Below are 24004 nucleotides of genomic sequence, written 5' to 3'. Positions count from 1 at the left end.
GGCTGTGCCGAAGCCACGGACACAGCTACCCGCGCACCGTTGAGCGGGTGGAATGGTGGCCTACAACAGTTTTCGCAGCATCAGGTCGGTGGCGTACTTCTCGATCAACGCGCGGTCCAGATGCGGGATGTCGCGATCGGCGCCCAGTTCGGCGGCCTGCACCGCGGCCTGGAACCTCTTGGCGGGCAGAGCCGCACCGCGCTGCGGCCTACCCGGAGCCCGGTAGGCGTGCAGCAGCGGCAGCAACGAATGCTGGCGTTGTTCCTCGGGCAGCCCACGCACCGCGGTCTCGAACCGGCGGAACCATTCGCCGTAGTCGTCGATCCGCTCGATCGCATGCCCCGCCTCGATCAGCCAGTCGACGAATTCGTCCAGTGAGATGCCGTCGTCGTGCGGGTTGAGCACATCGAAGGTCTCGAAACCATCGGTGACCTGGGTGCCGAGCGCGGTGATCGCCAGGGCGGTGAAATCGGCGGGCAGCCCGTCGTAGTGTGAACGCTGCCGCTCGCCCCGAGAGTCGGTGGCGTAGAAGGATTTCGGGGCCAGTCCGGTGGCCAGCAGGCTCAGCAGCAGGCGGGTGAACATATCGGGGACGTTCAACTGCCCGGCGTAACGCGAGTGGGCCAGGATCATGTCGGACCGGAAGACCGCCACCGGAAGACCGCACAGATCGTGCGCCTCCCGCAGCAGCACCTCACCGGCCCACTTGCTGTTGCCGTAGCCGTTGGCATAGCCGTCGTCGATCGAGCGCACCGCGCTGACCTCGCGGATGTCACCGTCCTCGGTGAACGCCTGGGGCGCGACCTGCGCGGCGACGGCCACTGTGGACAGATAGGTGACCGGCTTGATCGTCGTGGTCAGGGCCAGCCGGATCACCTCCGCGGTGCCCACCACGTTGGGACCGAACAACTGCCCGTACGGCAGCACGTGGTTGACCAGGGCCGCCGGATGCACGATCAGATCGACCGTCTGCGCGAGCCGATCCCAATCCTGTTCACTCACACCGAGATTCGGCTCACCGATATCACCGGCCAGCACCTCGAGGGTACGCTCGGCCAGTGCGCGATAGTGCCGGGTGAGTTCCGGATCTCCGCTGTCGAAGACCTCGTCCAGCCGGGCGCGCGCCGCCGCCGCATCGGCGCCGCGCACCACACAGATCAGTCGGCCGCCCGAAGCGGACAGCCGCTCCAGCCATTCCAGGCACAGGAACCGGCCCAGATAGCCGTTCGCACCGGTCAGCAGCACTGTGGCGGGAACCTGCGCGGCACGCGGCAGGTCCGGGGCGGCATCGAGCGTCGGGCGGTCGATGAACTTGTCCAGGGTGAGATCGGCGGCGCGAATCCGCGCTCCGGTCCCGTGCACACCGGCGACGGTGGGCCGGGTGCCGCCGGAATCGCGTTCGGCCTCGATGTACCGGGCCAGCGCGGTCAGGTCGGTGGCGGGGCCGACGATCACACCGACCGGGACCTCCACCCCGAAGGTCTCCTGCAGCAGTGTGGAATACGTCAACGCCGAGAGTGAATCACCGCCCAGATCGGTGAAGTGCACATCCGGGCGCAGATCCGTGGTCGCGCAACCCAGCAGCGCTCGCGCGGCCCGCCCGACCGTCTCGAGCACCGGCAGATCCGCGGCCTCGCGGCGCAGTGCGGCCAGTTCGTCGTCCTGTTCCCGCGCCAGATCGATGTAGAGCTGCTCGAGCCGCTCGCCGTAGCGCTCTTTGAGCCTGGGCCGCAACTGTTTCGCGATACCGGACAGCAGTCCGTTGTCGAGGGTGAACGGCTCGGTCTCGAGCAGGAAGGCGCGCGGGATCTCGTAGGAGTTCAGCTCGGCCCCCCGGGCCACGCGCTGTAGCGATTCGGTGATCGCCGCGGTCAGATCGGCGGTATCGGGATGTGCGGCAAGCGATTCGGGCGTCGGGACGACGACCGCGAGCAGATACGCGCGCTCACTGCTGCCGTACAGATAGATCTGGTGGACCAGCGGACTGGCCGCGTAGACGGCTTCCAGCTTGGCGACCGTCACGAACTCGCCCTGCGAGAGTTTGAGCACGTTGTTGCGCCGGTCGACGTAGAACAAGTGATCAGGGCCGTGTTCGGCCATGATGTCACCGGTGCGGTAGAAGCCCTCGGCGTCGAAGATCTCCGCATTCAGTTCGGGGCGCCGGAAATAGCCGGGGAAGAGGGTCTCGGCCTTGATCAGCAGTTCCCCTCGCGGATAAGGCTTGTCGGTGCTGAAATAGCCCAGCTCCGGGACGTCGAGGAGTTTGTAATCGATCACCGGCGGCCGGACGACGAGGTTGTCGACGATGACGCCGCCGGAGGACTCGGTCGAGCCGTATCCATCGATCAGGCCGAATCCCAGTACCGAGGCCATGAATTCGTGCAGTTGCGCCGACAGCGGCGCACTGCCGGTGATGGCCAAGATGAAGCGTCCGCCCAGAACCTCGTCGCGCAGTTCGACTTTCACCTGCTGCTCGACCGTCTCCGGCACGCCTCCGGCGGCCACTCGGCGATCGACTTCACCGCGGAAACGCTGGAACAGCATGTCGCATATGCGCGGAACGAAGAACAGCACCGTGGGGCGCGCCAACGCCAGATCGTCGAACAGCGTGGACATATCGCTGCGGGCGGCGAAATACACGGTGCCGCCGCGACCCAGGCAGGACAGCAGCGAACCGCGTCCGGCGACGTGACTCATCGGCATGAAGCTGAACCCGATCGACGGCAGCGGCACCTCCACGCCGTTACGCCACATCCGGGTCACCATGCGCTCGGAATACATCGCGCCCTTGGGCGTTCCGGTACTCCCCGAGGTGTAGACGAGCAGGGCCAGCGCATCCTCGTGCGCGCCGGTGTGCAGTGGGGCCTCGGGGAGTTCGCCGCCCTGTTCGACGACCTCCGCCAGGACCCGCACCGATACCGGACGATCGGCCAGGCGAGCGCGGGCGGATTCGACCGCGGCGCGATGATCGTCGTCCTGCGGATGGTGGTCGAAGACGACCAGCGTGCTCGGCAGTTCGGTGGCCAGCACCAGATCCACTGCGGTGTCGAGCTGTTCGACGCTCGCGGCCAGCACGCGCGGCCGGGTCTCGGTGACGATCGGGGTCAACTGCGCCGCGGACGCGCCGGTCTGCAACGGCACCGACACCGTGCCCAGTGCGGTGCAGGCCAGATCCACCACCGTGTAGTCGGTACTGGTGAATCCGAGAACGGCGACGAAATCGCCTGCCCGGAGCGGAGATTCGGCATCGTGATACCAGGCCGCGGCGACGGCGGTGACGCGCCGCCACATCTCGCCGTAGGTGATGGTGTCGTAGCGCGGCAGCAACCGCCCGTGGGTGCGACCGGTCTCGTCGGTGACGAACTCCATCGCCCGCCCGGCCAGCGCCGGACGGTCCGCATACCCCTGCACGAGCATCGCGATCGACTGCGCCAACGACACGTTCGTGCGAGCCACCGCCGCGCCCACCTCGGCATCCGGAATCGCCGCGCGAACCTGCGGGTCGCGGGCGACCAGCTCCGTCATCCGCCGCCCCAGTTCCTGCCGCGCTGCCTCGTCCATACCTCGACCTCCCTCGAATTCGTCCGACGCCCCGATGCCCCGCCGCGGACATCCTAGCGATGCATGTATTCCGCAATTAGTTTCATGTACCAACTATCCCAGTCCGGTGACCAGGCAAAGTCAAGTCCAGGACCAGCGCTATCGGTATCCGGCAAGCTCAGGACCACTGTCTGATATCTCACTCACCCCCGTGCGGCGGTCTGTGCTACCCGCACCGAAATATTCAGCACAGGCCGCCGAATTGGTCACGTGCGGGCTCCGGACCGTTCAACCGGCCGCCCTACCGTCGGATCATCGGGCCGTACCCGGGCGGAGGTTTCCATGCTGAACGCACGTCTGCGAGCGACCTGGGTCGCCAATGCCGCCTCGGGAGCGGCCGCCGTCACGGTGGGAACTCCGTTCCGCACCCGCTCGGCGTTCACCGCCCATCGAGCCGATCGCGTTCGGGTGCACCAGGATTCGCTGGTCGCCTCCGAACTCGAGGTGGTGACCGTCACCGACAGTTCGGCGATCCTGACCTGGACGACCCGAGCCCGCGATCGCGCCGGACGGCTGCGCCCGGCGCCCGCGGACACCGAGATTCGCATCGCCCCCGCGGACGCCGCGCATCCGCCCCGGCGATACAGCATCGACTCCCGTCCCACCGCGTACCACTACGCGCAGATCGAGGGACTCGAGCCGGGCCGCGCGTACCGATTCGAGGCGTATTCCGGCGGCTGCCGCGCCGTCCCGGCCCGGACCCTGGTCACGCGCCGGGCCGGATCACCGGAAACCACAGGCGTTTTCACCACACTCACCCCGCCGCCGGGCCCGCTGCTGCGCACGATCGCGCTCGCCAACGACGTGCACTACGGCGAGAGCACCAGCGGCCTGATCGTGGCCGGATTCCCGAACGGGCTGCGGCACGACACCGACAGCCATCCGCAGATCATGCTGGACGCGCTGCTGACCGATCTGCGCGCACCCGATCGCGGCACCGATCAACTCATCGTGGCCGGTGACATGACCGATTCGGGCACGCTCGAGCAGTCCGCGGCGGTGCGTGCGCGCCTGGATGCCTGGGGTGCGGCGGGCCGGGACTACTTCGTCTGCCGTGGCAACCACGACGTGTCCCGCGAGGGCGACCCCTGGGGATCGGTATTCCACGCCCGGGGACGACTGGCCGTCTCGGACGTCGACGGGCTGCGCATCATCGGCCTGGACACGACCCGCCCGCGCGGCTCCGGCGGCACGCTCACCGCACCGCAACTGAGCAATCTGCGCGAGGTGCTGGCCGCCGATCCGGACCGGCCCACCCTGATGTTCGGGCATCATCCGGTGACTTCCTCTGCGGCGGTGAGCAATCCGGCCGGACCGGGATTCGTGCTCGACCGCGCCTCGGCCGCCGTACTGCACTCGCTGTACCGCGGCGCGCCGGGCGTGTTCCTGCATCACACCGGCCACACCCACCGCAATCGAGTGGGCCGCCCGGACTCCCCCGTGAACGTGGAATTCCTCGAAGGCGCGGCGGTCAAGGAGTATCCCGGCGGCTATCTGCTGCTGCGCATCTACTCCGGCGGCTACATGGTGAACTTCTACAAGACCCGCGCCGAGCCCGCACTGTGCTGGAGCACCCGGACCCGGCGGCAGTATTTCGGGCTGCATCCCGATCACGCCCTGGGCAGTTGCGCCGACCGCAATCACGCGGTGCTGCGGGACTTTTCGGGGTTGCGGTAATCCCACCCGGTCACGGGGGGTTTTCATCCGGATCGACGGGCATGTCCCACACGATGATCATCTTTGCGCCTACGCTGGCTCGCGGAGCAAGTACCGACCGGTCGTCGCACGCGCTGAGTATTTCAGTGCGCCAGCATCATTGAGGAGAGTAGTAGTGCGAACCGATGGAGATACCTGGGACATCATCAGCAGTGTCGGCATCACCGCCCTGGGAGTCGCGACATTCCGGGCAACCGAGACCGCCCAGCCCGATGCTCTGATCCGCGACGACTGCGCCCGGTTGTTCGTCGAGGCCGCGGCCGAACCGCGCTCACTGCAGGCCCTCGCCGCACCCGGCGACGCGGAATTCCTGCCCGTGGCACGCCTGATCGGGGTGCGCACGAAGTTCTTCGACGAGTTCTTCCTCGCCGCGGCCGCCGCGGGTGTGCGGCAGGCGGTGATCCTCGCGGCCGGGCTGGACGCGCGCGGGTACCGGCTCGACTGGCCGGTGGGCGCCAGCGTCTTCGAGATCGATCAGCCCAAGGTGCTGGACTTCAAACATCAGGTGCTGGCGGACAACGAGGTGGTGCCCCGGGCGGTCCTGCGCGCGGTCCCGGTCGATCTACGCGACGACTGGCCCGCGGCCCTGTTCGACGCCGGTTTCGACGCCGACCGTCCGACCGCCTGGTCCGCCGAGGGCCTGCTGCCCTATCTGCCGGGCGCGGCGCAGGACGCCCTGTTCGAGCGGATCGATACGCTCTCGGCTCCCGGTAGCCGCGTAGCCGTGGAGGGTTTCTCCGGCCGTCCCGATATCGCGCGTATCTCCCAGGCGGCCACACAGGAGATGGCGACCAGCCCCTTCGGCGACGTCGACGTCACCCAACTGTTCTACAACGATGAGCGGACCGATCCGGTCCAGTGGCTGACCGACCGCGGCTGGCAGGTCGATTCGGCCGACGTCACCGAACTCTCGGCCCGGTACGGCCGTCCGGTCCCCGAACTCACGGGAGGTTCGGCCGATATGCACAACGTGGCCGCATATCTGACCGCGACGAAGTAGTCGGGCCGACCCCGGTCGGCTACGCGGTGACCGCGAGCCGCTGGATCAGCCAATCCCGCAGCGGGGCTGCGTATTCTTCGCGTTCGAGGGCGAAATCCACTGCGGCGCACAGGTATCCGCCCGGGTTGCCGATGTCGTGGCGAACACCGCGGTGCACGACGACGTGGACGGGGTGCCCCTCGGCGATGAGCAGGGCGATGGCGTCGGTGAGCTGGTACTCCCCGCCCGCGCCCGGCTCGATGCGGCGCAGCGCGTCGAAGATCGCCCGATCGAGCAGGTAGCGACCGGCCGCGGCGAGGGTCGACGGGGCGTCTTCGACGGCGGGTTTCTCCACCATGGCGTTGACCCGCAACACATCCGGGGCGTGCGCCTCGGGTGCCGCCGCGACGTCGAACACGCCGTACGCGCCGACCTTCTCGCGGGGTACCTCGAACGCGCACAGCACACTGCCGCCCCAGCGGCGGCGCACCGCGGCCATCGTCTCCAGGACGCCGTCCTGTTCGGATGCGGCAGCTCCGGCGGGCGGGCGGACCAGATCGTCGGGCAGCAGTACCGCGACGGCGTTCTCGTCGGGCGCCAGGACCGATTCGGCTTGCAGCACAGCATGTCCCAGTCCCAGCGGACGCTGTTGCAGCACGGTGTCCACCTCGAGCAGTTTGGGCGCGCGACGCACCCGTTCGAGCAGACCGAATTTGCCGCGCTGGGCGAGCGTGCCCTCCAGCTCCGGATCCTCGGTGAAATGCTTTGCCACGGAACTCTTTCCGGGCGAGGTGACGATCACCATCCGGTCGGCGCCGGCCTGTGCGGCCTCCTCGGCCACCAACTCGATTCCGGAGGTGTCCACCACCGGTAGCAGTTCCTTGGGCACGGATTTGGTGGCGGGCAGGAATCGGGTGCCCAGCCCGGCCGCGGGCACCACGGCCGTGCGGAACTGGCGGGGTGTGGTCGGGGCGGCGTGGTCCATGTGGATCTCCTTCGAGTGCCGGATTGCCGTTCGCGATTCGGTACCGACGCTAAGGAGCCAACCTGTACGGAAGATGGGAACAGCCTCCCGTTACCTGGAGAACGCCCCCGACCTGCGTGATCTCACTCACACCCGCCCTGCGGGCGCTACCCGGTGGCGCCCACCGGCGTGCCACTAACGGCCGGATCGCCCACAGGCCGCGCCCGAACCAGCGCCACCATCACCGCCGAGATCAACGCCGCCACCGCGAACACGGTGAATCCCCAGTTCGACAGCTCGTGCGCGACCAGGACGCCACCCAGCCAGGGCCCGAATACCGCGCCGAACCGTCCGAGACCCGAAACCCAGCCCAGCGACGTCGCCCGGATGCTCGGCAGATAGTAGGTGCCGACCGAGGCGTAGATCAGCGTCTGCGCGCTGAACAGGAATCCGCCGGTGAGGAAGACGTCCACGCAGGTCAGCCACAGCGGCATGTGCACCGCGAGCAGCCCGATCCCGATCATGGTGGCCGCGAACCAGATGACCGTCACCCGCCGCGGGCCGAACCGATCGGCGAGCGGTCCGGCGACCAGCATCCCGACGATGCCGCCGAGGTTGATCACCAGCAGGAAGCTGATCGCCGAACCGAGGTTGTAACCGTGTGCGCGCATCATCGTGGGCAGCCAGGTGTTCACGCCGTAGACCAGCAGCAGTCCGCCGAACGAGGCGATCCAGAACAGCAACGTCACCGAACGCAGTGCGGGAGTGAACAATTCGGAGACCTTGCCGCGTCGCTGCTGTGCGTCGCGTTCGGGCGTGTAGGCCGCGAGCGAAACCCCGAACCGGTCCGCGATCCGCTGCGCTCGCTCGGTGCGGCCCGATGCCAGCAGATAGGTCAGTGATTCGGGCAGCAGGAACAGGATCGCGGGGACCGCGATGACGACCGGCGCGGCGCCGAACCAGTACACCGAACGCCAGCCCAGTGATTCGACGATATTCATCGCGACCGCCCCGGCGATCGCGCCACCGGCCTGATGCGCGGTCATCAGGAAGGTGACCGCGATGTTCTTGCGCGCCGCCGGGGCGTACTCCATGACCATCGCGATCGCGGTCGGCAGCAGCACCCCCAGCCCGATACCCGCGGTGAATCGCGCGGCGCCGAAGGTCGACACGTCGGGCGCCATACCGCAGACGGCCGCGGACAGCGTGAACACCAGCACCCCGCCCAGGATGATCTTGCGGCGGCCGATCCGGTCGGTGATCACTCCGGCGGCCAGCGCGCCCAGCAGCATGCCGAAGGTGTTGAAGCTGCCGATATCCCCGGCCACGGCCGGGCTCAGACCGAAAGCCTTGTCCTTGAACACACCGGGCAGCGTCGCGCCGTAGACGAACAGATCGAGTCCGTCGAGCAGAACGAGGAACCAGCAGACCGCAGTGACCTGAAGCCACAGCCGCCAGGAGGGGGCGGCCGAGACGCCACCGGATTCGAGCGAGGACACCTGTGTCCCTTTCGTAGAGCTACATCCAGTGATGCAGGTTACATCTGTAGCAATATCATCAACAGTATTTCGAGCAGAATTGTTAACATTATGCTCGGACAGGCGCCCTCGACGAGATCGCGGCGCGGCCGACCGATCGGCGCGGCCGCTGTCTAGTCCTGCGAACCCGCGAGATCCTCGGCGGTCGGCGTCCCGTGGGTGTGGAAGGACTCGATCGTGCGCAGACCCCACGCCTGCCCCTTGGCGCGTTCGGCCTCGGTCCAGTCCACCCGTTTCCAGTCCGGAGCCAGAATCAGCCGCGCACCGGCATTGCACAGTTCGATGCGGTTGCCGCCGGGCTCGTAGACGTACAGGAAGAACGTCTGCTGAATGGCGTGCTTGTGCGGGCCGGTCTCGATGAACACACCCTGATCCAGGGCGACATCGCAGGCCCGCAGGATGTCCGCGCGGCTGTCGGCGGCGAACGCGATGTGGTGCAGCCGCCCCGACAAGGCCAGGTTGTCGCGAGTGTAGACCAGGTCGTAACTCTTGTTGGTGAACGTGGTCCAGGTGCCCGCGACCGAACCGTCGTTCAGCACGATCTGCTCGGTCGTCATCGCGCCCAGCGTCTGCTCGAGGAAGTCGCGATTGTCCACCGGACTGCGGCCGAGGAAGTTGACGTGATCGAGCCTGCGCGCCGGGACGCCGCCGCTGGGATAGGCGCCGGCCTGATTCTTCAGCGACGGGCGGTCCTGTTCACCGCACTCGTACCACTCCGCCTCGTAGTAGAGACCGAATTCGTGACCGTCCGGATCGGTGAACAGGTAGGTGGGCCCGAAGCCGGATTCGCCTTCGGCCCAGCCGATTCCGCGTCCGGCGGCCTCCAGCGCCGCGACCCGCCGAGCCAGCGCCTCGGGACCGGCGGCCCGCAGGTGCGTGCGGCCGATGCCGCCGTGCCGATGCGCGCGCAGGGTGAGGGTGTGGTGCTGATAATCGTCCCAGGCGTGCAGATACACCTCGTCCTTGCTCTCACCGACCACCCGCAGCCCGAGGAAATCGGTGAAGAATGCGACGCTGCTGTCGAGCGTCGGCGTCAGCAGCTGTACGTGCGCCAGATGCGCGATGTCATGACCGGGGGCCATCTTCTAGTCCTCCTCGAGCAGCAACGCGCGCCTCAGGCGCGCGGAAAAACCTTGCCTGCGAACAGTTTCCGGGCGGTGCGGACCACACCGGCGCTGCGCACGAGCGGCGGCTGCACGGTCTGGTCCAGGTCCATGTCGACCAGCAGATGTCCGGACGGATGTTCCACATCCACCCGGCGCAGATCCGCGGGCCAGGCCGCGGTGCGGTCGTGACCGACCGCACCGGGCGTCCGCATCGCGGTCACCGCGCTGATCGCCGCGAACACCCCGAGCGCGGTATGCGGGCGCACGGGGATGAACGAACGCGTGCACACCCGGCCGCCGTCGCGCGGGGAGGCGAGCAGAATCGTCTTGGGCACAGAGGATTCCGCGACGTCGCCCAGGCCCATCCGCTCCGCGGCCGCGCGGCGCAACCGATCCACGCGTTCGGTCAGCACGGCGTCGGCGGCCAGGTCGTCGGGCGATTCGTAACCGGTGAGCCCGAGGCTCGCGGCCTCGGCGACCACGACCGGCATCCCGTTGTCGACGCAGGTGATCTCGATGCCCTCGACGGTATCGCGCACGCTGCCGGTGGGGAACAGTCCGGAGGTGGCCGAACCCGCGGTGTCCTCGAAGGCGAGCGTCACCGGTGCGGCCGTGCCGGGCACGCCGTCGATGCGGGTGTCGCCGTCGTACACCGGGCGGCCGTCGCGCACCGGGAACGTCGCGGTGGCCGTTCCGGCGGAATTGACCAGATATACTCGTACCGAACAGGTTTCGCCCGATGCGGCGACGATTCCGGATTCGACGGCGAACTGTCCGACCCCGGCCAGGATATTGCCGCAGTTCTGCCGATCCGAGACCGTCGCCTGTTCGACGCCCAGTTGCAGGAACAGGTAGTCCACGTCGACACCGGGCCGCTCGGACGGCGACACCACCGCGACCTTGCTGGTCAGCGAGGTCGCCCCGCCGATGCCGTCGATCTGGAGCGGATCCGGGGTACCCATGATCCGCAGCAGCAGATCGTCGCGCTCGGCCGGGTCGGCGGGCAGATCCGAGGCCAGGAAATACGCACCCTTGGAGGTACCGCCGCGCATCCACACGCACGCGATACCGTCCCGGTCCGTGCTCGGCGGGACGGCCGTCCCCTCATCGGCGGCCGCCTCGCCGAGCGGATCCGGGTGGCTCGTCATGACCGCTCCCGGGTGGCTCGGTAATCCTCGTAGGAGACGTAGCTGAGGCCGAAATCGGCGAGCCGCTCGCGCAGCCCGTACCGATCCAGACCCAGCTCACCGTTCGTGAACGCCTCGCGGGCCGCCTGTTCCTTGGCCACCCGTGCGGCCGAGAGTTCCAGTGTCCCGGGCACATTCGCCTGCGGCACCCGGACCACGCCGTCGTCGTCCGCGACGATCACATCGCCGGGATTGATCACCTGGCCCTCGATGACGACCGGCACGTTGATCGCGCCCGCGGTGGCCTTGACCGTGCCCTGCGCGCTCACCGCGGTGGACCAGGCCGGGAAGCCCATCTCGCGCAGCTCCGCGACATCGCGCACGCCGCAGGCCAGCACCACACCCCGCACGCCTCGGCGTTGCAGCGCGGTGGCGAACAGTTCGCCGAAAAGCCCGTCGCTGCACGGTGAATTCGTCGCCACCACCAGCACGTCACCCTCGCGGCACTGTTCCACCGCGACGTGGATCATCAGATTGTCACCGGGCCAGCACAGGACGGTGACCGCCGTGCCGCCGATCCGCGCGCCGGACCAGGCCGGACGCAGCCGCGGGCCGAGAAAGCCCGTACGCCCCTGCGCCTCGTGGACGGTGGCGGTGCCGAACTCGCCGAGTGCGGCGGCATCCTCGACCGAGGCCCGCGGGCACCCGGTCACCACGACGTTCTCCATCACTGTCTCTCCGAATCCCGCGTCGTGCCCTCGTCTGCGAAGGCGATATCCTGTAATGCATCTCGTGTGGCAGCGGCGATGTGCGGCGTGACGCCGAGTTCGCTCAGCTGCCCGGCGGCGGCCGCCATCTCCTCGGCGCGGCGTGCCGCGTGCGCGTAGGTGCCGGTGATCAGGCGGTCCAGCGTGTCCTGGTCGAAGGACCGGAATTCGGCGGCGATGTGGTCGCGGAACCAGTCCGCACAGCCCGCCGCCTCCGCACCGGCCAGCCCTTCCACCACCGCCGCGGCCAGACCCTTGTACACGACACTGCGCAGCAGTTTGCGCGAACTGGCCACTCCGACCGGTCCGGGTACGAGTTCGACCGGAACACCGAGCGCGTCCATGATGTCCGCGAAAACCATTGCCGCCGAGCCGGATACCTGCATGGGCGTACGAATCCCGCGACCGGGCACCGGAGCCATGATCGCCACGTCGACCAGATCCACTCCGGCCTCGGCGGCCAGCTCGGCCAGCCGGACCTTCGCCGCCGGGGTGCCGGTGTTCGCCTCGGCCCACACCGCCCCCGGCGCCAGTCCGGTGAGCGCCTGCCGCAGCGCGGATTCGGCCTCGTGCGCGGTGGTCAGGCCGAACACCAGATCGACCTCGCGAACGGCATCCGCGTCGCTCGAACACTCCCGAACACCCTGCGGTGCGGGCACTTTCGGATCGAACCCGCGCACCTCCGCACCGAGGGCGGCCAGATCGCGGGCGAATTCCATTCCGGCTTCGCCGAATCCGAGCACCGCCACCCGCAGCGGCTGGTGCCCACTCACGAGAGCCGAGCGGTGACGTGCGGGTAGTGGCGAACGAACGCCTCGGCGCGACTGTTCTTCAGCAGGCCCAGGTTCGGGCCCGCGTTACGTTCGAGTTGGACGCCGCGGCGGGCGGCCAGATCCTCGTAATAGGTCCACATGTGCTGCTGAGCACCCAAGCAGCGCATGGCCTTTCGCTTGGTCTCGAAGACCTCGGTGATGTCCAGGAGCACATCGGGACGGAACTCGCACATCTCCGGCTGGTGCGGTTCGAAGCTGAACACCGGCGGCGCGCCCAGCGGTTCACCGGGTGCGTCGTAGCCGACCGCCTGAGCCAGGACGCGAGCGTCGAGGGCCATCCGGGCCGCGGCCGGATGGTCGCCGTTGTAGGGGTCGGCGAGGGTGTGGGTGAGGACCACCGTCGGGGTGGTCTCCCGGTAGACGCGCACCAATTCGTCGACCAGTTCCGGAGATTCACGCAGCGGGTAGTCACCGGCGTCGAGGAATCGGATGTCCGCGCCCAGCACCGCGGCGGCCTGCTCGGCCTCCCCGCGTCGCAACGCCTTGATCTCCTCGAGCTGCTTACCCTCGCGCCACGCCTTGGCCGACTCACCGCGCTCGCCGAAACTCAGGCACACCACCGTGGCCCGCTCACCACGCGCTGCGGCCAGTGCGATCGCACCACCGGCCCGCCAGACGAAATCTCCCGCGTGCGCACTGACCACCAGTAGCGATTCGGACGTGTTCTCGGGCATCGACTCACCTCACTTGCTCCGCGATCGCTCGACCCACCCGGCCGAGCGCGAACATGTCGCACGACACGTTCCGCATCGACGGTAAGTATTGCCGACAAAAATGTCAACAATCCTGTTGCCGAAGAAGGTCGGGGCAGGTCCGGACCGGTGTCGGAGAAGGTCAGGCGGTCCGACTCAATGCGGTGATCACACTGTCGAGATGGTCGCGCATGGCCTGCTCGGCGGCAATCGGATCGCCCGCCACGACCGCGTCCACGATCGCGAGATGCTCGGGGAGCGAGACCTGCGGGCGGCCCGGCCGCAGGGACAGCTGGAACTGATGCCGCACGATCTGCGCGTTGAGCCGGGCGATCAGATCCGTCGCGGTCTCCTGTCCGGCGATTTCCCTGAGCACAGCATGCAGTTCGTGATTCAGCGTGGAGTACTCCAGCAGTTCGCCGTCCTGCACCGCGGCGGACAGTCGCGCGGAATACCCACGCAGCCGATCGGCGTCCGCCGGGGTGATGCGCTCGGCGGCCTTGGCCGCGATCAACCCCTCGAGCACCTTGCGGCACTCGAGAATCTCCACCGCCTGCTGATGCGAGACCGAACGCACCCGCGCGCCGCGATTGTGGATTCGCTCGATCAGCCCCTCGGCCACCAGTTCGTCGATAGCGGCGCGCACGCTACCGCGGGTGACCTCGAACTGTTCGACGAGTTCGGACTCGACCAGCCGCTGCCCCGGAGCCACCGCACCCTGCGCGATGGCATGCCGAAGCCGTTCCACCGCAATGGCCTTGCCCTGGGTTCCACGTTCGAGTCCACTGGTCTGCGACACTGACAACCGTCCTGGCGATAGGTGATACTCCGATTGTCAATGATTATGCCAACAATTCGCCGGACGCCGCCGAGGCGCTGCCGCTCACGGGGAATGCAGATGCGTGCGCTGCCCCTCGTTGTCCAGGATGCACAGGATTTCCGCGGGTCCGTCCAGGGCGCCGAAGGCGTGCGGGACCATGCAGGAGAATTCGGCCGCCTGACCGGCCTCGACCCGCACACGGCGCTCGCCCAGACGTAGTTCCACCGCGCCGGACAGCACGGTGAACCAGTCCCGGCCCGGATGAACGCGCTGCTCACCGGCCGGTTTGGTCAGGCGCATCTTGGCCACGGTGACACCGTTCGGGCCCGAATCGCGAGTGAGCAGCCAGGTGGTGACGCCGCGGACGGCATCGCGTTCGGGGCGGATCACCACATCCTCGTCCCCGACCGGCTCCACCAGTTGATCGAGTGTGGTGCCCAACGCCCGAGCAATGGGCGCGAGCTGGTCCAGGGCGATGCGCCGGTGGCCGGTCTCGATGCGGCTGAGCGTGGACGGGCTCAGATAACAGCGGCCGGCCAGGTCGTCCAGGGACCAGCCGCGCGCCACGCGCAGGCCCCGGATCCGCTTGCGGACCATGCCGTCCAGATCACCGTCTTGCGTCATAAGCAAGATTGTATGCCTTCAGAGCAAGCGACGGGTAGCGTCGAATCCATGAGCCACGATCACGATCACCAGCACGGCGGCCACGACCACAACCACCATCACCAGCGCGGCGGCCACGACCACGGCGACGAATCCGCCCTGGCCGACCTGCTCGATCTCGACGCGGAGGCGCTGCCGGAATACCTCCCCGAGGTGACGGCGCTGATCCGCGATCACCTCGACGACCGACCCGTCCGGCGCATCCTGGACATGGGCGCCGGCACCGGCAGCGGCGCACTCGCTCTGGCACAACGCTTTCCCGATGCCGAGATCACTGCCGTCGACGTCTCCGAGTTCATGCTGACGCGACTGCGGGACAAGGCCGGCGCCCGCGGCGTCGCCGAACGCATCCACACCCTGCGCACCGATCTCGACGCCGCATGGCCCGAACTCGAACCCGTCGACCTGGCCTGGGCGGCGAATTCCCTGCACCACACGGCAGATCCGGATCGCGTGCTGACCGACCTGTTCGGCACGATCCGCCCCGGCGGTCTGCTGGCCCTGGCCGAACTGAACTCGATGCCCCGATTCCTCTCCACCGCAGGCGAACTCGGCGAGCTCGAGGATCGCGCCCACGAGGCCCTGGCCGCCGAGACCGCCGACCATGTCCCGCATCTCGGTTCGGACTGGGCGAGCCTGCTCACCAAGGCCGGATTCGAGATCGACACCGAGCGCCGCATTCTCGTCTCGCTGACTCCCCCGCTTTCCGAAGCCGCCACCCGCTTGGCCCACCGCACTCTCCAGCGCATGCGCACCGGCCTCGCCGAGCGCCTGGCCCCGCAGGACGCGACCGCGCTGGATGTCCTGCTGTCCGACGGGCCCGAGAGCCTCGCCCGGCGCTCCGATCTCACCGTCCGCGACGAACGGCCGGTCTGGATCGCCCGCCGCCCCTGAGCGTCATCGAGGAGACGAATCTCATTGCGAGGGTGCGGGTTCGGCGAAGGCTCTGCCGAAACGCGCGACGAGGGCCAGGATCACGGCCAGGCACGGCAGAACCCACAGGGCCGCATCGAGTCCGACCAGGTCGGCGAGATGGCCGATCAGCGGTGGGCCCGAGACGAATCCGCACCAGCCCAGGGCGGCGACCGCGGCGATCGACGGGCCCGGGTTGGCGTCCGCGGCAACCCGGCCCGCGGCACTGAAGGCGCTCGGTACGACCAGACCCAATCCGAGTCCCATACAGGCGAATCCGAGCAGAGCCACGACGGGCTGACGCAGGATCAGCGCCGCGCCCATACCGCAGGCGAACACCATGGCCAGCACCGGAAGCAGTGCGGTGGGGCGGAATCGGCGCTGTAATCCCGTGCCGCTCAACCGCATCGCCACCATCGCCAGCGCGAAGGAGGCGTAGCCCAGACCCGCCGTCGCGGCACTGGTGCCGAGTTCGTTGCGCAGGTAGGCCGCGGACCAGTCCGCCGCGGCCCCCTCGCACAGCATCGAGGCGAACGCGACCGCGCCGAGCAGCGCGATCACCGCCGACCATCGGCTGCGACGCGAGGCGCGGTCCGCGCGCGACCGCGGGGCCGAGGTATCACCGATCAGGTGCCGCGACAGCACTTCCACGGCCACGACGGCCAGTACGCCCAGTACCGCGAGCTGAGCGGTCAGGCCGATCCCCAGGCCCACCGCGCCGGAACCGATCAGCCCGCCCGCGAACCCGCCGACACTCCACATGCCGTGCAGCCGGGACATGATCGGGCGGCCCACCGCCTTCTCGACGGTCACCGCCTGGGTGTTCATCGCGACGTCGACCATTCCCTGCATCAGTCCCCAGAAATACAGCGCGACGAACAGCACAACCGGCGAATCCGCCAGTCCCACACCGATTCCGGCGACGGCGTAGCCGACGATGGAGATCCGGATCAGCCACGGGCTGCCCAGCCGCGGCAGCAACCAGCCGCACAGCACCATCGCGGTGACCGATCCGATCGGCAGGCCCAGCAGCGCGGTTCCCAGGGTGCCGTCGCTCAGGCCCAGCGTCGCTTCGACGCCCGGGATGTGCGCGGTCCACGAGGCGAACAGGACAGCCTGCACGAAGAAGGTCACGCCGACCGAAATCGGCGCTGCCCCGGGTCCTTTGGATGCACCGGACCGATCCTGTTCGGTGCGGCAGGGCAGATCAGACACAGTGCACCTCGATACCGTCCGCGCGTAACGCAGCGACCACGTCCTCGGGCGCGTCGACATCGGTGATCACCATGTCCACGGCCGTGGTCGGGCATACCACCGCCATCGCGGTGCGGGCGAACTTGCTCGAATCGACCATCGCGATGGTGCGGGCCGAGGCTGCCATCGCGGCCCGCTTCACCGCCGCATCGCCCAGGTCGTAAGCGGTGACACCACGACGCGGATCGAATCCGCAGCAGGTCAGCAGCATGGTGTCCAGCCGCAGTTGCGCGAGGTTCTGCTCGGTCATCGGGCCGACCAGCGAGGACTCCCCCGCGCACACCGTCCCACCGGGCAGCAGCAGTGATACGCCGGGCGCGGAGGCCAGCGAACCGAACTCGGACAGGGCCAGCGGCACGACCGTGAGCCGCCGCTGCGTCAGACATCGCGCGGCCGCGGAACCCGTTGTGCCACCGTCGAGTACGACCGATTCACCGTCGGAGATCCGGGCCACGGCCGCCTCGGCGATCCGCGCCTTGGCCTCGGCGCGCTCGAGCTCGCGCATCGCGAAGGGCAGCCCCTCCCCGCGCAGCATGGCACTGACCGCACCACCGCGCACCCGCCGCAGCACACCGGCCTGCTCGAGTTCGGCCAGGTCACGCCGGATCGTCACCTCCGAAGCGCCCAGTGCCCGCGACAGGTCGGCCACACTCACCGCTTCCGCCGACCGCAGTGCCCGCACGATCTGCGCCTGCCTGGTCTCGCCGTATGCCATCGCTCGAACGTACATCAGATCTGATCATTCGAAAGCGAAAACTGATCGAATCGACCGAAACGAGCCATCGCAGCTTTTTACTCACGGTGATCGTGGCCGATGGCAATCGCGACGTGACGGCGGAGAATTCTGCGGACCGGTGCACCGGGCGCACCCCGCGTCCGGGCTGTCCGTACGACGACGGGAGGTTGGGTGACCACGTCACTGCCTGTGAAACTCAAGCACGCCAAGGATATTCATCCCGGTATCGACTTACCGTCGATGCACGAGGCGGTGCGAGCCGAACGCACACTGTGGTCCCCTGCCGAGTTACACGACCTCACCAGCACCGTGGCCGCCGAATTCGGTACGCGCCTGCGGGATATCGTGCGTTTCGACCCCGAGCAGCGCTGGTGGACCCGGCTGGCCCTGACCATGGGCGTGGAGGTGTGGCTGCTGTCGTGGACACCCGGCCAGGGCACCGAACCGCATGATCACGGCGGCGCGGCCGGCGCGTTCACCATCACCCTCGGCGAACTCGACGAGGAGTACCGGCACAGCGGCGGCCCGGTCCGCGCGGCGCACTGGCACAGCGGCGACACCGTCGCCTTCGGTCCCGGCCGCGCCCATCAACTCAGGAACGGCGGCACCGGCCCGGCCGCCACGGTCCACGCCTATTCCCCGCCGCTGCGCCCGGTGCGCGAATACCGCGCACTCACCGACTTCGCCGGTGTGGAACAGTCGCGATAGTCGAGCAGGAGGTATCGCGATGAGCATCGAGGACAAGCTCGCCCGCGCACGGGCCGGACTGGACCGGGTCGATCCCGAACGCGCCGCGGCACTACAGCGCGAGGGCGCACTGGTCGTCGACATCCGTCCGCACGCGAATCGCCTCGCCGAGGGCGAGATTCCCGATGCCGTCGTGGTGGAACGCATCGTGCTGGAGTGGCGGCTGGATCCGCACGGCGATCATCGGCTGCCGGAGCTGACCGCCGAGACCCCGGTGGTGATCGTCTGCAACGAGGGCTACGCCTCGAGTCTGGCCGCCGCCGACGCCCAGGAGCTCGGACTGCACCGGGCCACCGATCTCGTCGGCGGCTTCCGGGCGTGGAAATCGTCCGGATTGCCGGTGGTTGCTGGAGGATCGCCAGCAGTTCCGTAAAGCTCGATCTAGGCGCGAGCGGCGGCGAGGAAGGCCCGGATCAACTCGGGTGATTTGACGCCCCGCTCGCTCTCCACGCCACTGGAGACGTCCACGCCCCACGCCCCGGTCGCCTCGACCGCCGCACGAACGGTGTCCGGGCGCAGGCCACCGGCCAGCACCCAGCGCCCGGCGGGAGCGGCGAAATCCGGTGCACCCCAGTTCCACGCCTTGCCCGAGCCGGGATCCGGGGCGTCCAGCAGCAACAGGTCCTCACCGAGTTCGCCCGGGCGCGGCGTCCGCTGCCCTGCCGCGACCGCACGAATCAGAGTGCGGCCGGGCGCGCGCAGCGTCTCGTAGTAGTCCGGCCCCTCGTCGCCGTGCAACTGGATCGCACGGATACCGCTGTGTTCGGCCAGTTCGCGAACCTCCTCGACCGATTGGCCGCGGAAGACGCCGACGGTCAGCACATGATCGGGCACGCGAGCCGCGAGCCGGTGCGCGGTCGGCGCGTCGACGGTGCGCGGACCGGCAGCGAAGACGAATCCGACCGCGTCCGCACCGGACGCGACGGCAACGTCCACGTCCCGCTCGGTCCGCAGCCCACAGATCTTGACGAAGAGATCGGCCATATCCGCAGTCAACCAAAACGCCCCGGGCACGCGCCGGCCGGACCCCACCGGCCCACACCGCGACCAGGGCATCTGCGCGCGGTCGGACGCTGTCGCAAGGCCACGCAGCGGAAAGGTTGCCAGGAGTTGTCCAATCGCCCGGCAAAACGTAGTAGCGTGGTATCGGTATCGAGGGCTGGACGCACCTGCGACGTGTGCGCCGTCCTCGACACCACAGAGGGAAAGATTCACTCCGGTTCACCCCGGCGCTCGGCGGTGCCAGCGCCGAGTTCTCGTGTGTCCATCGCCTGTTCGGTTCGACAAGTCCACACCGATGTTCTGCCTCGTCACAAACTCACAGCACCGTAGCTGAGGAGGAATACCGTGAGCAGCACCATTTCCCAGGCCGATTCGACGGTTCGCGAACTGCCCGTTCCTGGCGGTCCACTGCATATCGTCATGGTGGCGCCGCCGTATTTCGACGTGCCACCGGCCGGTTATGGCGGCGTGGAGGCCGTGGTCGCCGAACTGACCGACGCTCTGATCGATCGCGGACACCGGGTGACCCTGCTGGGCGCCGGAAAGAACGGTACGAGAGCACGTTTCGTCCCGGTGTGGGAATCAATAATTCCCGAACTACTCGGCCAGGCGGCTCCGGAAGTGCACAACGCGCTCAAGGTCCGCCAGGCGGTCGAACGGATCGCGGCGGTCGATCACATCGATATCGTGCACGACCACACCTTCGCCGGGCCGCTCAACGCCCCCACCTACAGCGAGCTGGGCATCCCGACCATCGTCACCGTGCACGGGCCGGTGGACGGCGATCCGGGCGAGTACTACCGCGCCCTGGACGACACCGCCCATCTGGTCGCCATCAGCGACCGCCAGCGCAGTCTGGCCGCGGATCTGAACTGGGTCGGGCGCGTCTACAACGCGGTGCGCCCGAGCGAATGGCCGTTCCGCCAGGAGAAGAAGGACTACGCGCTGTTCCTGGGGCGGTACGCCGAATACAAGGGCCCGCACCGGGCGCTGCGGGCCACGCACGCGGCCGGCCTGCGGCTGGTGCTCGCCGCGAAATGCAATGAGCCGGAAGAGAAGGCGTTCTTCGAATCACAGGTGCGGCCGCTGCTCACCGCCGACGACAGCGTCTTCGGCGAGGCCGATGCCGTCGCCAAACGCCTGCTGCTTGCCTCGGCGCGCTGCCTGCTGTTCCCGATCGGCTGGGAGGAGCCCTTCGGCATGGTGATGATCGAGGCGATGGCTTGTGGCACACCGGTTGTCGCGTTGCGCGGCGGCGCGGTCGAGGAGGTGGTCGAGGACGGCGTCACCGGCATCATCTGCGACGACGAGGCCGAACTGCCCGCGGCCCTGGAGGCGGTGCGCGATATCGACCCCGAGAAGTGCCGCAGCCGGGTCGAAGAACACTTCTGCGTCGATCGGCTCAGCGCCGGTTACGAGTCGGCCTATCTCAAAGCCCTTGCCCCACAACGTACTGCGGCCTTGCTCGGCGGCTCGGTGAGCACCATGGTCGTACGGCCCCCGACCGTCGCGCAGACCCAGGTGAGCAACGCATGAGCGCGGCGATCGCAGACATCGAGGAGGTGGCGTCGTGAGCGCACCGCAGATCTTCAACGCCGGACCGCCCGTCGGGCTGGGCGGCGGTCAGTCGACGATCACACTGGTCGAGGCGAATACCTTCTGCCTGTCCGACAATCTCGGCGACATCCATCCCGGCACCGCCCAGGGCCTGTTCTATCGGGACACCCGCACGATCTCGCGCTGGGAGCTGCGGGTGGAGGGCCAGCACGCCGAGCAGCTGACGGTGCTGACCCCCGAATCGTTCAAGGCGCGCTTCGTGATGCGCGTGCCGCCGCGGCCGGGCGTGGCCGACAGCACGCTGCTGATCGTGCGCAGCCGCCTGATCGGCGACGGGCTGAAAGAGACCGTGACGGTGCACAATCTCGGCCACGAGGACACCGCCCTGCGGCTGACCCTGCACGCCGAGGCCGATTTCGCGGATCTGTTCCTGGTCAAGGAGGGTCGCAGTCATCACGGCAGCGCCGAGGTCACCGTCGCCGGATCGGAACTGCACTTCACCGATCACGCCGATCCGGGCCGCGGCCTGATCATCAGTGCCACAGGCGATCCCGTGGTGCTGCCGGGCGCACTGAGCTGGCGGGTGGTGGTGCCCGCGCGCAATCAGTGGCGGGCCCAGGTGTTCGCGCAGCCGGTCGCCGGGCACCGCCGGGTGCAGATCTCCTGCGGCGAGGAGGACAGCCCGATCACCCGGATGACCGCATGGCGCGCCACCTCGACGGATCTCACCTCCACCGATCCGCGGCTGACCTACATCCTGCGCCGCACCGAGAGCGATCTGGGCGCGCTGCGCATCGATGAGGGCGGCGGCCTGCCCACCTACGTCGCGGCCGGTGCGCCCTGGTTCATGACCCTGTTCGGCCGCGACAGCCTGCTCACCTCGTGGATGGCGCTGCCGCTGGACTCCGAACTGGCCGTGGGCACGCTGCGTCAGCTGGCGAGGTTGCAGGGTACGACGGTCGATCCGATCACCGAGGAGGAACCCGGGCGCATCATGCACGAGATGCGCCGCGGGCCCGCCGGTGAACGCGTCCTGGGCGGCAGCGTCTACTACGGCTCGATCGATGCCACACCGCTGTTCGTGATGCTGCTGGCCGAGTGCCGCCGTTGGGGCGCAGAGGAATCCGCGGTCGCCGAGCTGATTCCGGCCGCGCGCGCGGCCCTGGACTGGCTCGAACATTTCGGCGACTGCGATGACGACGGACTGGTCGAATACCGCCGCAAAACCGATCGCGGACTGGTCAATCAGGGTTGGAAGGACAGCTTCGACTCGATCAGCGACGTCACGGGGCGGCTGGCCGAACCGCCGATCGCCCTGTGCGAGGTGCAGGGTTACACCTACGCTGCCCGGCTCGCGGGCGCGGAACTGGCACGTGCGCGCGGTGACGAGGCCGCGGCCACCCGCCTGGAACATCAGGCCATTGCGCTGAAGGAGCGTTTCAATCAAGCGTTCTGGGTTCCCGAAAGGGGCTGGTACGCACTGGCTCTCGATCATCGCAAACGCCCCGTCGACGCGCTGTCCAGCAACGTCGCGCACTGCCTGTGGACCGGCATCGTCTCGGACGAACGCGCCGAACAACTGATCGCGCACCTGGCCGATCCGGATATGGACAGCGGATTCGGGTTGCGCACCCTGTCCGCGGCGATGGGCGCGTACAACCCGATGAGTTATCACAACGGTTCGGTGTGGCCGCACGACACCGCCCTGGCGGTGGCCGGACTGATGCGGTACCGGCACATCCCGGGCGCCTGCGAGCTGGCCGAACGCCTGGCGAGAGGGCTGCTGGACGCGGCGCTGCACTTCAACGGGCGGCTGCCGGAGCTGTTCTGCGGATTCGGCCGCGACCAGTTCCACTCGCCGGTGCCCTATCCGACCTCCTGCTCACCGCAGGCCTGGGCCAGCGCCGCGCCGCTGCTGCTGGTGCGGTCGTTCCTGGGCCTGTCCCCGGACGTGCCGAACCGGACCCTCGACATCGCACCGCACCTGCCCGCGCGCTGGGGACAGCTGATGCTCAGCGATCTGCGGCTGGGTCCGGTCACGGTCGGGATCGAGGCCGAGGGCGACACGATGCGCGTGGAGGGACTGCCCGGAGACTGGATGTTGAACGGGGAATGCTCCGAGGCCGAGGAACGCATCACCGTCGACGTGTGACAGCCGGACGACGTTGCGTCTCAGTGCTTCTCGCTGAGCTCCGCGAGCCGGTCCACCGAACCGAGGAGTTTGTCCGCGGTGGTGGCGCGCGCCCGAACCTGACGCTTCTCGTCGGTGAGCAGCGTCCAGTCGTAGGTGTGCGTGACCCGGGTGCGACCGGGGCCCAGCAGTTCGAGCTCCCAACGCCACAGATGTCCGGGCGGCTCGTGGCCGGGTTCGGAAGGCCGCCAGGCGATTCGGCGGCCCTCCTCGAACTCCACCACGTGGTTCTCCCGGATCTGGCCCATGGTGAGCTGCATGGTGAACACCTCCCCGACCGCACGCACGCGCTGACCCGCGGGTGCGGTGGCGAGGTTGTCGTTACCGTCCCACCGCGGCTGCTGCGCGGGATCGGCGATCAGCTCGAAGATCCGCGCGGCATCGGCCGCGATCTCGCGATGGACGGTGACGATACGGGGCACATCGACGTCGTCGGTCATGCTCCGATCGAACCACGATGTGCCCGAGCAGCCAGGTTCAGGCCGCCTGGTTCTCCGTCGGTCCCGGTAGGCGCCGGTGCGCCGGGCCGGCCGCCCGACACAGCTCCGCGCGCAGAGCGCGGTGTTCCGGGCACAGAGACCGGGATCCGTGGCGGATGAACGCCGGATCCAGACGCTGAGCGAAGGTCAGATGATCGCGGCGCCAGCAGTCGCCGCAGACGAGTTCGTTCATGACGGACCTCCTCGTTCCCCCCTGTACCCGGGGGGTGGCACAGGAGTTCCCGATCCGAATCTCGTTCAGCCCTCTCGACGCCGATATCGGCCGAACCGTTATGGACCTCACCTGCAGTGTAGGCGGGG

22 protein-coding genes are annotated in these 24004 nt (G+C 68.4%); 7 read left to right on the top strand and 15 right to left on the bottom strand.

From position 1 onward, the window contains the following. Positions 1 to 60: 60 nt before the first annotated feature. Positions 61 to 3561 carry a carboxylic acid reductase gene (car, locus tag ON40_RS09155; RefSeq protein ID WP_040820578.1) on the bottom strand — a complete coding sequence of 1167 codons (3501 nt, stop codon included), beginning with the start codon at positions 3559 to 3561 and terminating at the stop codon, positions 61 to 63. Between the two features lie 321 nt (positions 3562 to 3882). Here car and ON40_RS09150 point away from each other — a divergent pair, with 321 nt between their 5' ends. Both ON40_RS09150 and ON40_RS09145 read left to right on the top strand, forming a co-directional pair. Then, complete coding sequence (locus tag ON40_RS09150; RefSeq protein ID WP_040820576.1) at positions 3883 to 5277, top strand: metallophosphoesterase; 1395 nt, start codon at positions 3883 to 3885, stop codon at positions 5275 to 5277. Between the two features lie 154 nt (positions 5278 to 5431). Further along, positions 5432 to 6316: a class I SAM-dependent methyltransferase gene (locus ON40_RS09145; RefSeq protein ID WP_040820574.1), complete on the top strand. Its 885-nt coding sequence runs from the start codon at positions 5432 to 5434 to the stop codon at positions 6314 to 6316. Positions 6317 to 6335: 19 nt separating this feature from the next. Here the strand turns inward: ON40_RS09145 and ON40_RS09140 are convergent, their stop codons facing one another. From ON40_RS09140 to ON40_RS09100, 9 genes are all read right to left on the bottom strand, one after another. Then, positions 6336 to 7280 carry a UTP--glucose-1-phosphate uridylyltransferase gene (locus ON40_RS09140; protein ID WP_040820572.1) on the bottom strand — a complete coding sequence of 315 codons (945 nt, stop codon included), beginning with the start codon at positions 7278 to 7280 and terminating at the stop codon, positions 6336 to 6338. Between the two features lie 146 nt (positions 7281 to 7426). Continuing rightward, positions 7427 to 8758, bottom strand: a complete 1332-nt coding sequence (locus ON40_RS09135) for an MFS transporter (protein ID WP_051192874.1) — start codon at positions 8756 to 8758, stop codon at positions 7427 to 7429. Positions 8759 to 8910: 152 nt separating this feature from the next. Further along, complete coding sequence (locus ON40_RS09130; RefSeq protein ID WP_040820570.1) at positions 8911 to 9879, bottom strand: VOC family protein; 969 nt, start codon at positions 9877 to 9879, stop codon at positions 8911 to 8913. Positions 9880 to 9911: 32 nt separating this feature from the next. After that, positions 9912 to 11051: a 4-oxalomesaconate tautomerase gene (locus ON40_RS09125; protein ID WP_083895509.1), complete on the bottom strand. Its 1140-nt coding sequence runs from the start codon at positions 11049 to 11051 to the stop codon at positions 9912 to 9914. After that, positions 11048 to 11758, bottom strand: a complete 711-nt coding sequence (locus ON40_RS09120) for a 4-carboxy-4-hydroxy-2-oxoadipate aldolase/oxaloacetate decarboxylase (RefSeq protein WP_040820567.1) — start codon at positions 11756 to 11758, stop codon at positions 11048 to 11050. Before ON40_RS09120 ends, ON40_RS09125 begins: the two co-directional genes overlap by 4 nt. After that, complete coding sequence (locus tag ON40_RS09115) at positions 11758 to 12570, bottom strand: NAD(P)-dependent oxidoreductase (protein ID WP_040820565.1); 813 nt, start codon at positions 12568 to 12570, stop codon at positions 11758 to 11760. Before ON40_RS09115 ends, ON40_RS09120 begins: the two co-directional genes overlap by 1 nt. Then, positions 12567 to 13304 carry a PIG-L deacetylase family protein gene (locus tag ON40_RS09110; RefSeq protein WP_040820563.1) on the bottom strand — a complete coding sequence of 246 codons (738 nt, stop codon included), beginning with the start codon at positions 13302 to 13304 and terminating at the stop codon, positions 12567 to 12569. Before ON40_RS09110 ends, ON40_RS09115 begins: the two co-directional genes overlap by 4 nt. Positions 13305 to 13464: 160 nt before the next feature. Next, positions 13465 to 14121: a GntR family transcriptional regulator gene (locus tag ON40_RS09105; protein WP_040820562.1), complete on the bottom strand. Its 657-nt coding sequence runs from the start codon at positions 14119 to 14121 to the stop codon at positions 13465 to 13467. Positions 14122 to 14205: 84 nt separating this feature from the next. After that, positions 14206 to 14766, bottom strand: coding sequence for a helix-turn-helix domain-containing protein (locus ON40_RS09100; protein WP_040820560.1), 561 nt, complete (start codon positions 14764 to 14766; stop codon positions 14206 to 14208). A 48-nt stretch (positions 14767 to 14814) separates the two neighbouring features. Between ON40_RS09100 and ON40_RS09095 the strand changes: the two genes are divergently transcribed. Continuing rightward, a complete protein-coding gene (locus ON40_RS09095) occupies positions 14815 to 15699 on the top strand; it encodes a class I SAM-dependent methyltransferase (protein ID WP_040820558.1) in 885 nt (294 codons plus the stop codon). 21 nt (positions 15700 to 15720) lie between these two features. Here ON40_RS09095 and ON40_RS09090 read toward each other — a convergent pair whose 3' ends face one another. After that, positions 15721 to 16932, bottom strand: coding sequence for an MFS transporter (locus tag ON40_RS09090; RefSeq protein ID WP_245567724.1), 1212 nt, complete (start codon positions 16930 to 16932; stop codon positions 15721 to 15723). Further along, complete coding sequence (locus tag ON40_RS09085) at positions 16925 to 17686, bottom strand: DeoR/GlpR family DNA-binding transcription regulator (RefSeq protein ID WP_040820786.1); 762 nt, start codon at positions 17684 to 17686, stop codon at positions 16925 to 16927. The genes ON40_RS09090 and ON40_RS09085 overlap by 8 nt, the downstream gene beginning before the upstream one ends. A 192-nt stretch (positions 17687 to 17878) precedes the next feature. Between ON40_RS09085 and ON40_RS09080 the strand changes: the two genes are divergently transcribed. After that, entirely contained in the window at positions 17879 to 18415 is a 537-nt protein-coding gene (locus tag ON40_RS09080; RefSeq protein ID WP_040820556.1) for a cysteine dioxygenase, read from the top strand. Positions 18416 to 18434: 19 nt separating this feature from the next. Next, positions 18435 to 18827 (top strand): rhodanese-like domain-containing protein, encoded by a 393-nt coding sequence (locus ON40_RS09075; RefSeq protein ID WP_040820554.1) that lies wholly within the window; start codon positions 18435 to 18437, stop codon positions 18825 to 18827. Between the two features lie 8 nt (positions 18828 to 18835). Here ON40_RS09075 and ON40_RS09070 read toward each other — a convergent pair whose 3' ends face one another. Further along, positions 18836 to 19438: a phosphoribosylanthranilate isomerase gene (locus ON40_RS09070; protein ID WP_040820552.1), complete on the bottom strand. Its 603-nt coding sequence runs from the start codon at positions 19436 to 19438 to the stop codon at positions 18836 to 18838. 438 nt (positions 19439 to 19876) lie between these two features. Between ON40_RS09070 and ON40_RS09065 the strand changes: the two genes are divergently transcribed. Together ON40_RS09065 and ON40_RS09060 are read left to right on the top strand one after the other, a co-directional pair. Next, positions 19877 to 20992, top strand: coding sequence for a glycosyltransferase family 4 protein (locus ON40_RS09065; protein WP_083895522.1), 1116 nt, complete (start codon positions 19877 to 19879; stop codon positions 20990 to 20992). A 34-nt stretch (positions 20993 to 21026) separates the two neighbouring features. After that, complete coding sequence (locus ON40_RS09060) at positions 21027 to 23165, top strand: amylo-alpha-1,6-glucosidase (protein ID WP_051192873.1); 2139 nt, start codon at positions 21027 to 21029, stop codon at positions 23163 to 23165. A gap of 20 nt (positions 23166 to 23185) precedes the next feature. Here ON40_RS09060 and ON40_RS09055 read toward each other — a convergent pair whose 3' ends face one another. Together ON40_RS09055 and ON40_RS09050 are read right to left on the bottom strand one after the other, a co-directional pair. Next, positions 23186 to 23644, bottom strand: a complete 459-nt coding sequence (locus ON40_RS09055; RefSeq protein ID WP_040820550.1) for an SRPBCC family protein — start codon at positions 23642 to 23644, stop codon at positions 23186 to 23188. Positions 23645 to 23681: 37 nt separating this feature from the next. Continuing rightward, positions 23682 to 23876: a hypothetical protein gene (locus ON40_RS09050; RefSeq protein ID WP_040820547.1), complete on the bottom strand. Its 195-nt coding sequence runs from the start codon at positions 23874 to 23876 to the stop codon at positions 23682 to 23684. Positions 23877 to 24004 lie beyond the last annotated feature (128 nt).

This window comes from Nocardia jiangxiensis NBRC 101359, assembly GCF_000308615.1.
GTDB lineage: Bacteria > Actinomycetota > Actinomycetes > Mycobacteriales > Mycobacteriaceae > Nocardia > Nocardia jiangxiensis.
This window is presented reverse-complemented; position numbering and strand designations above follow the sequence as displayed.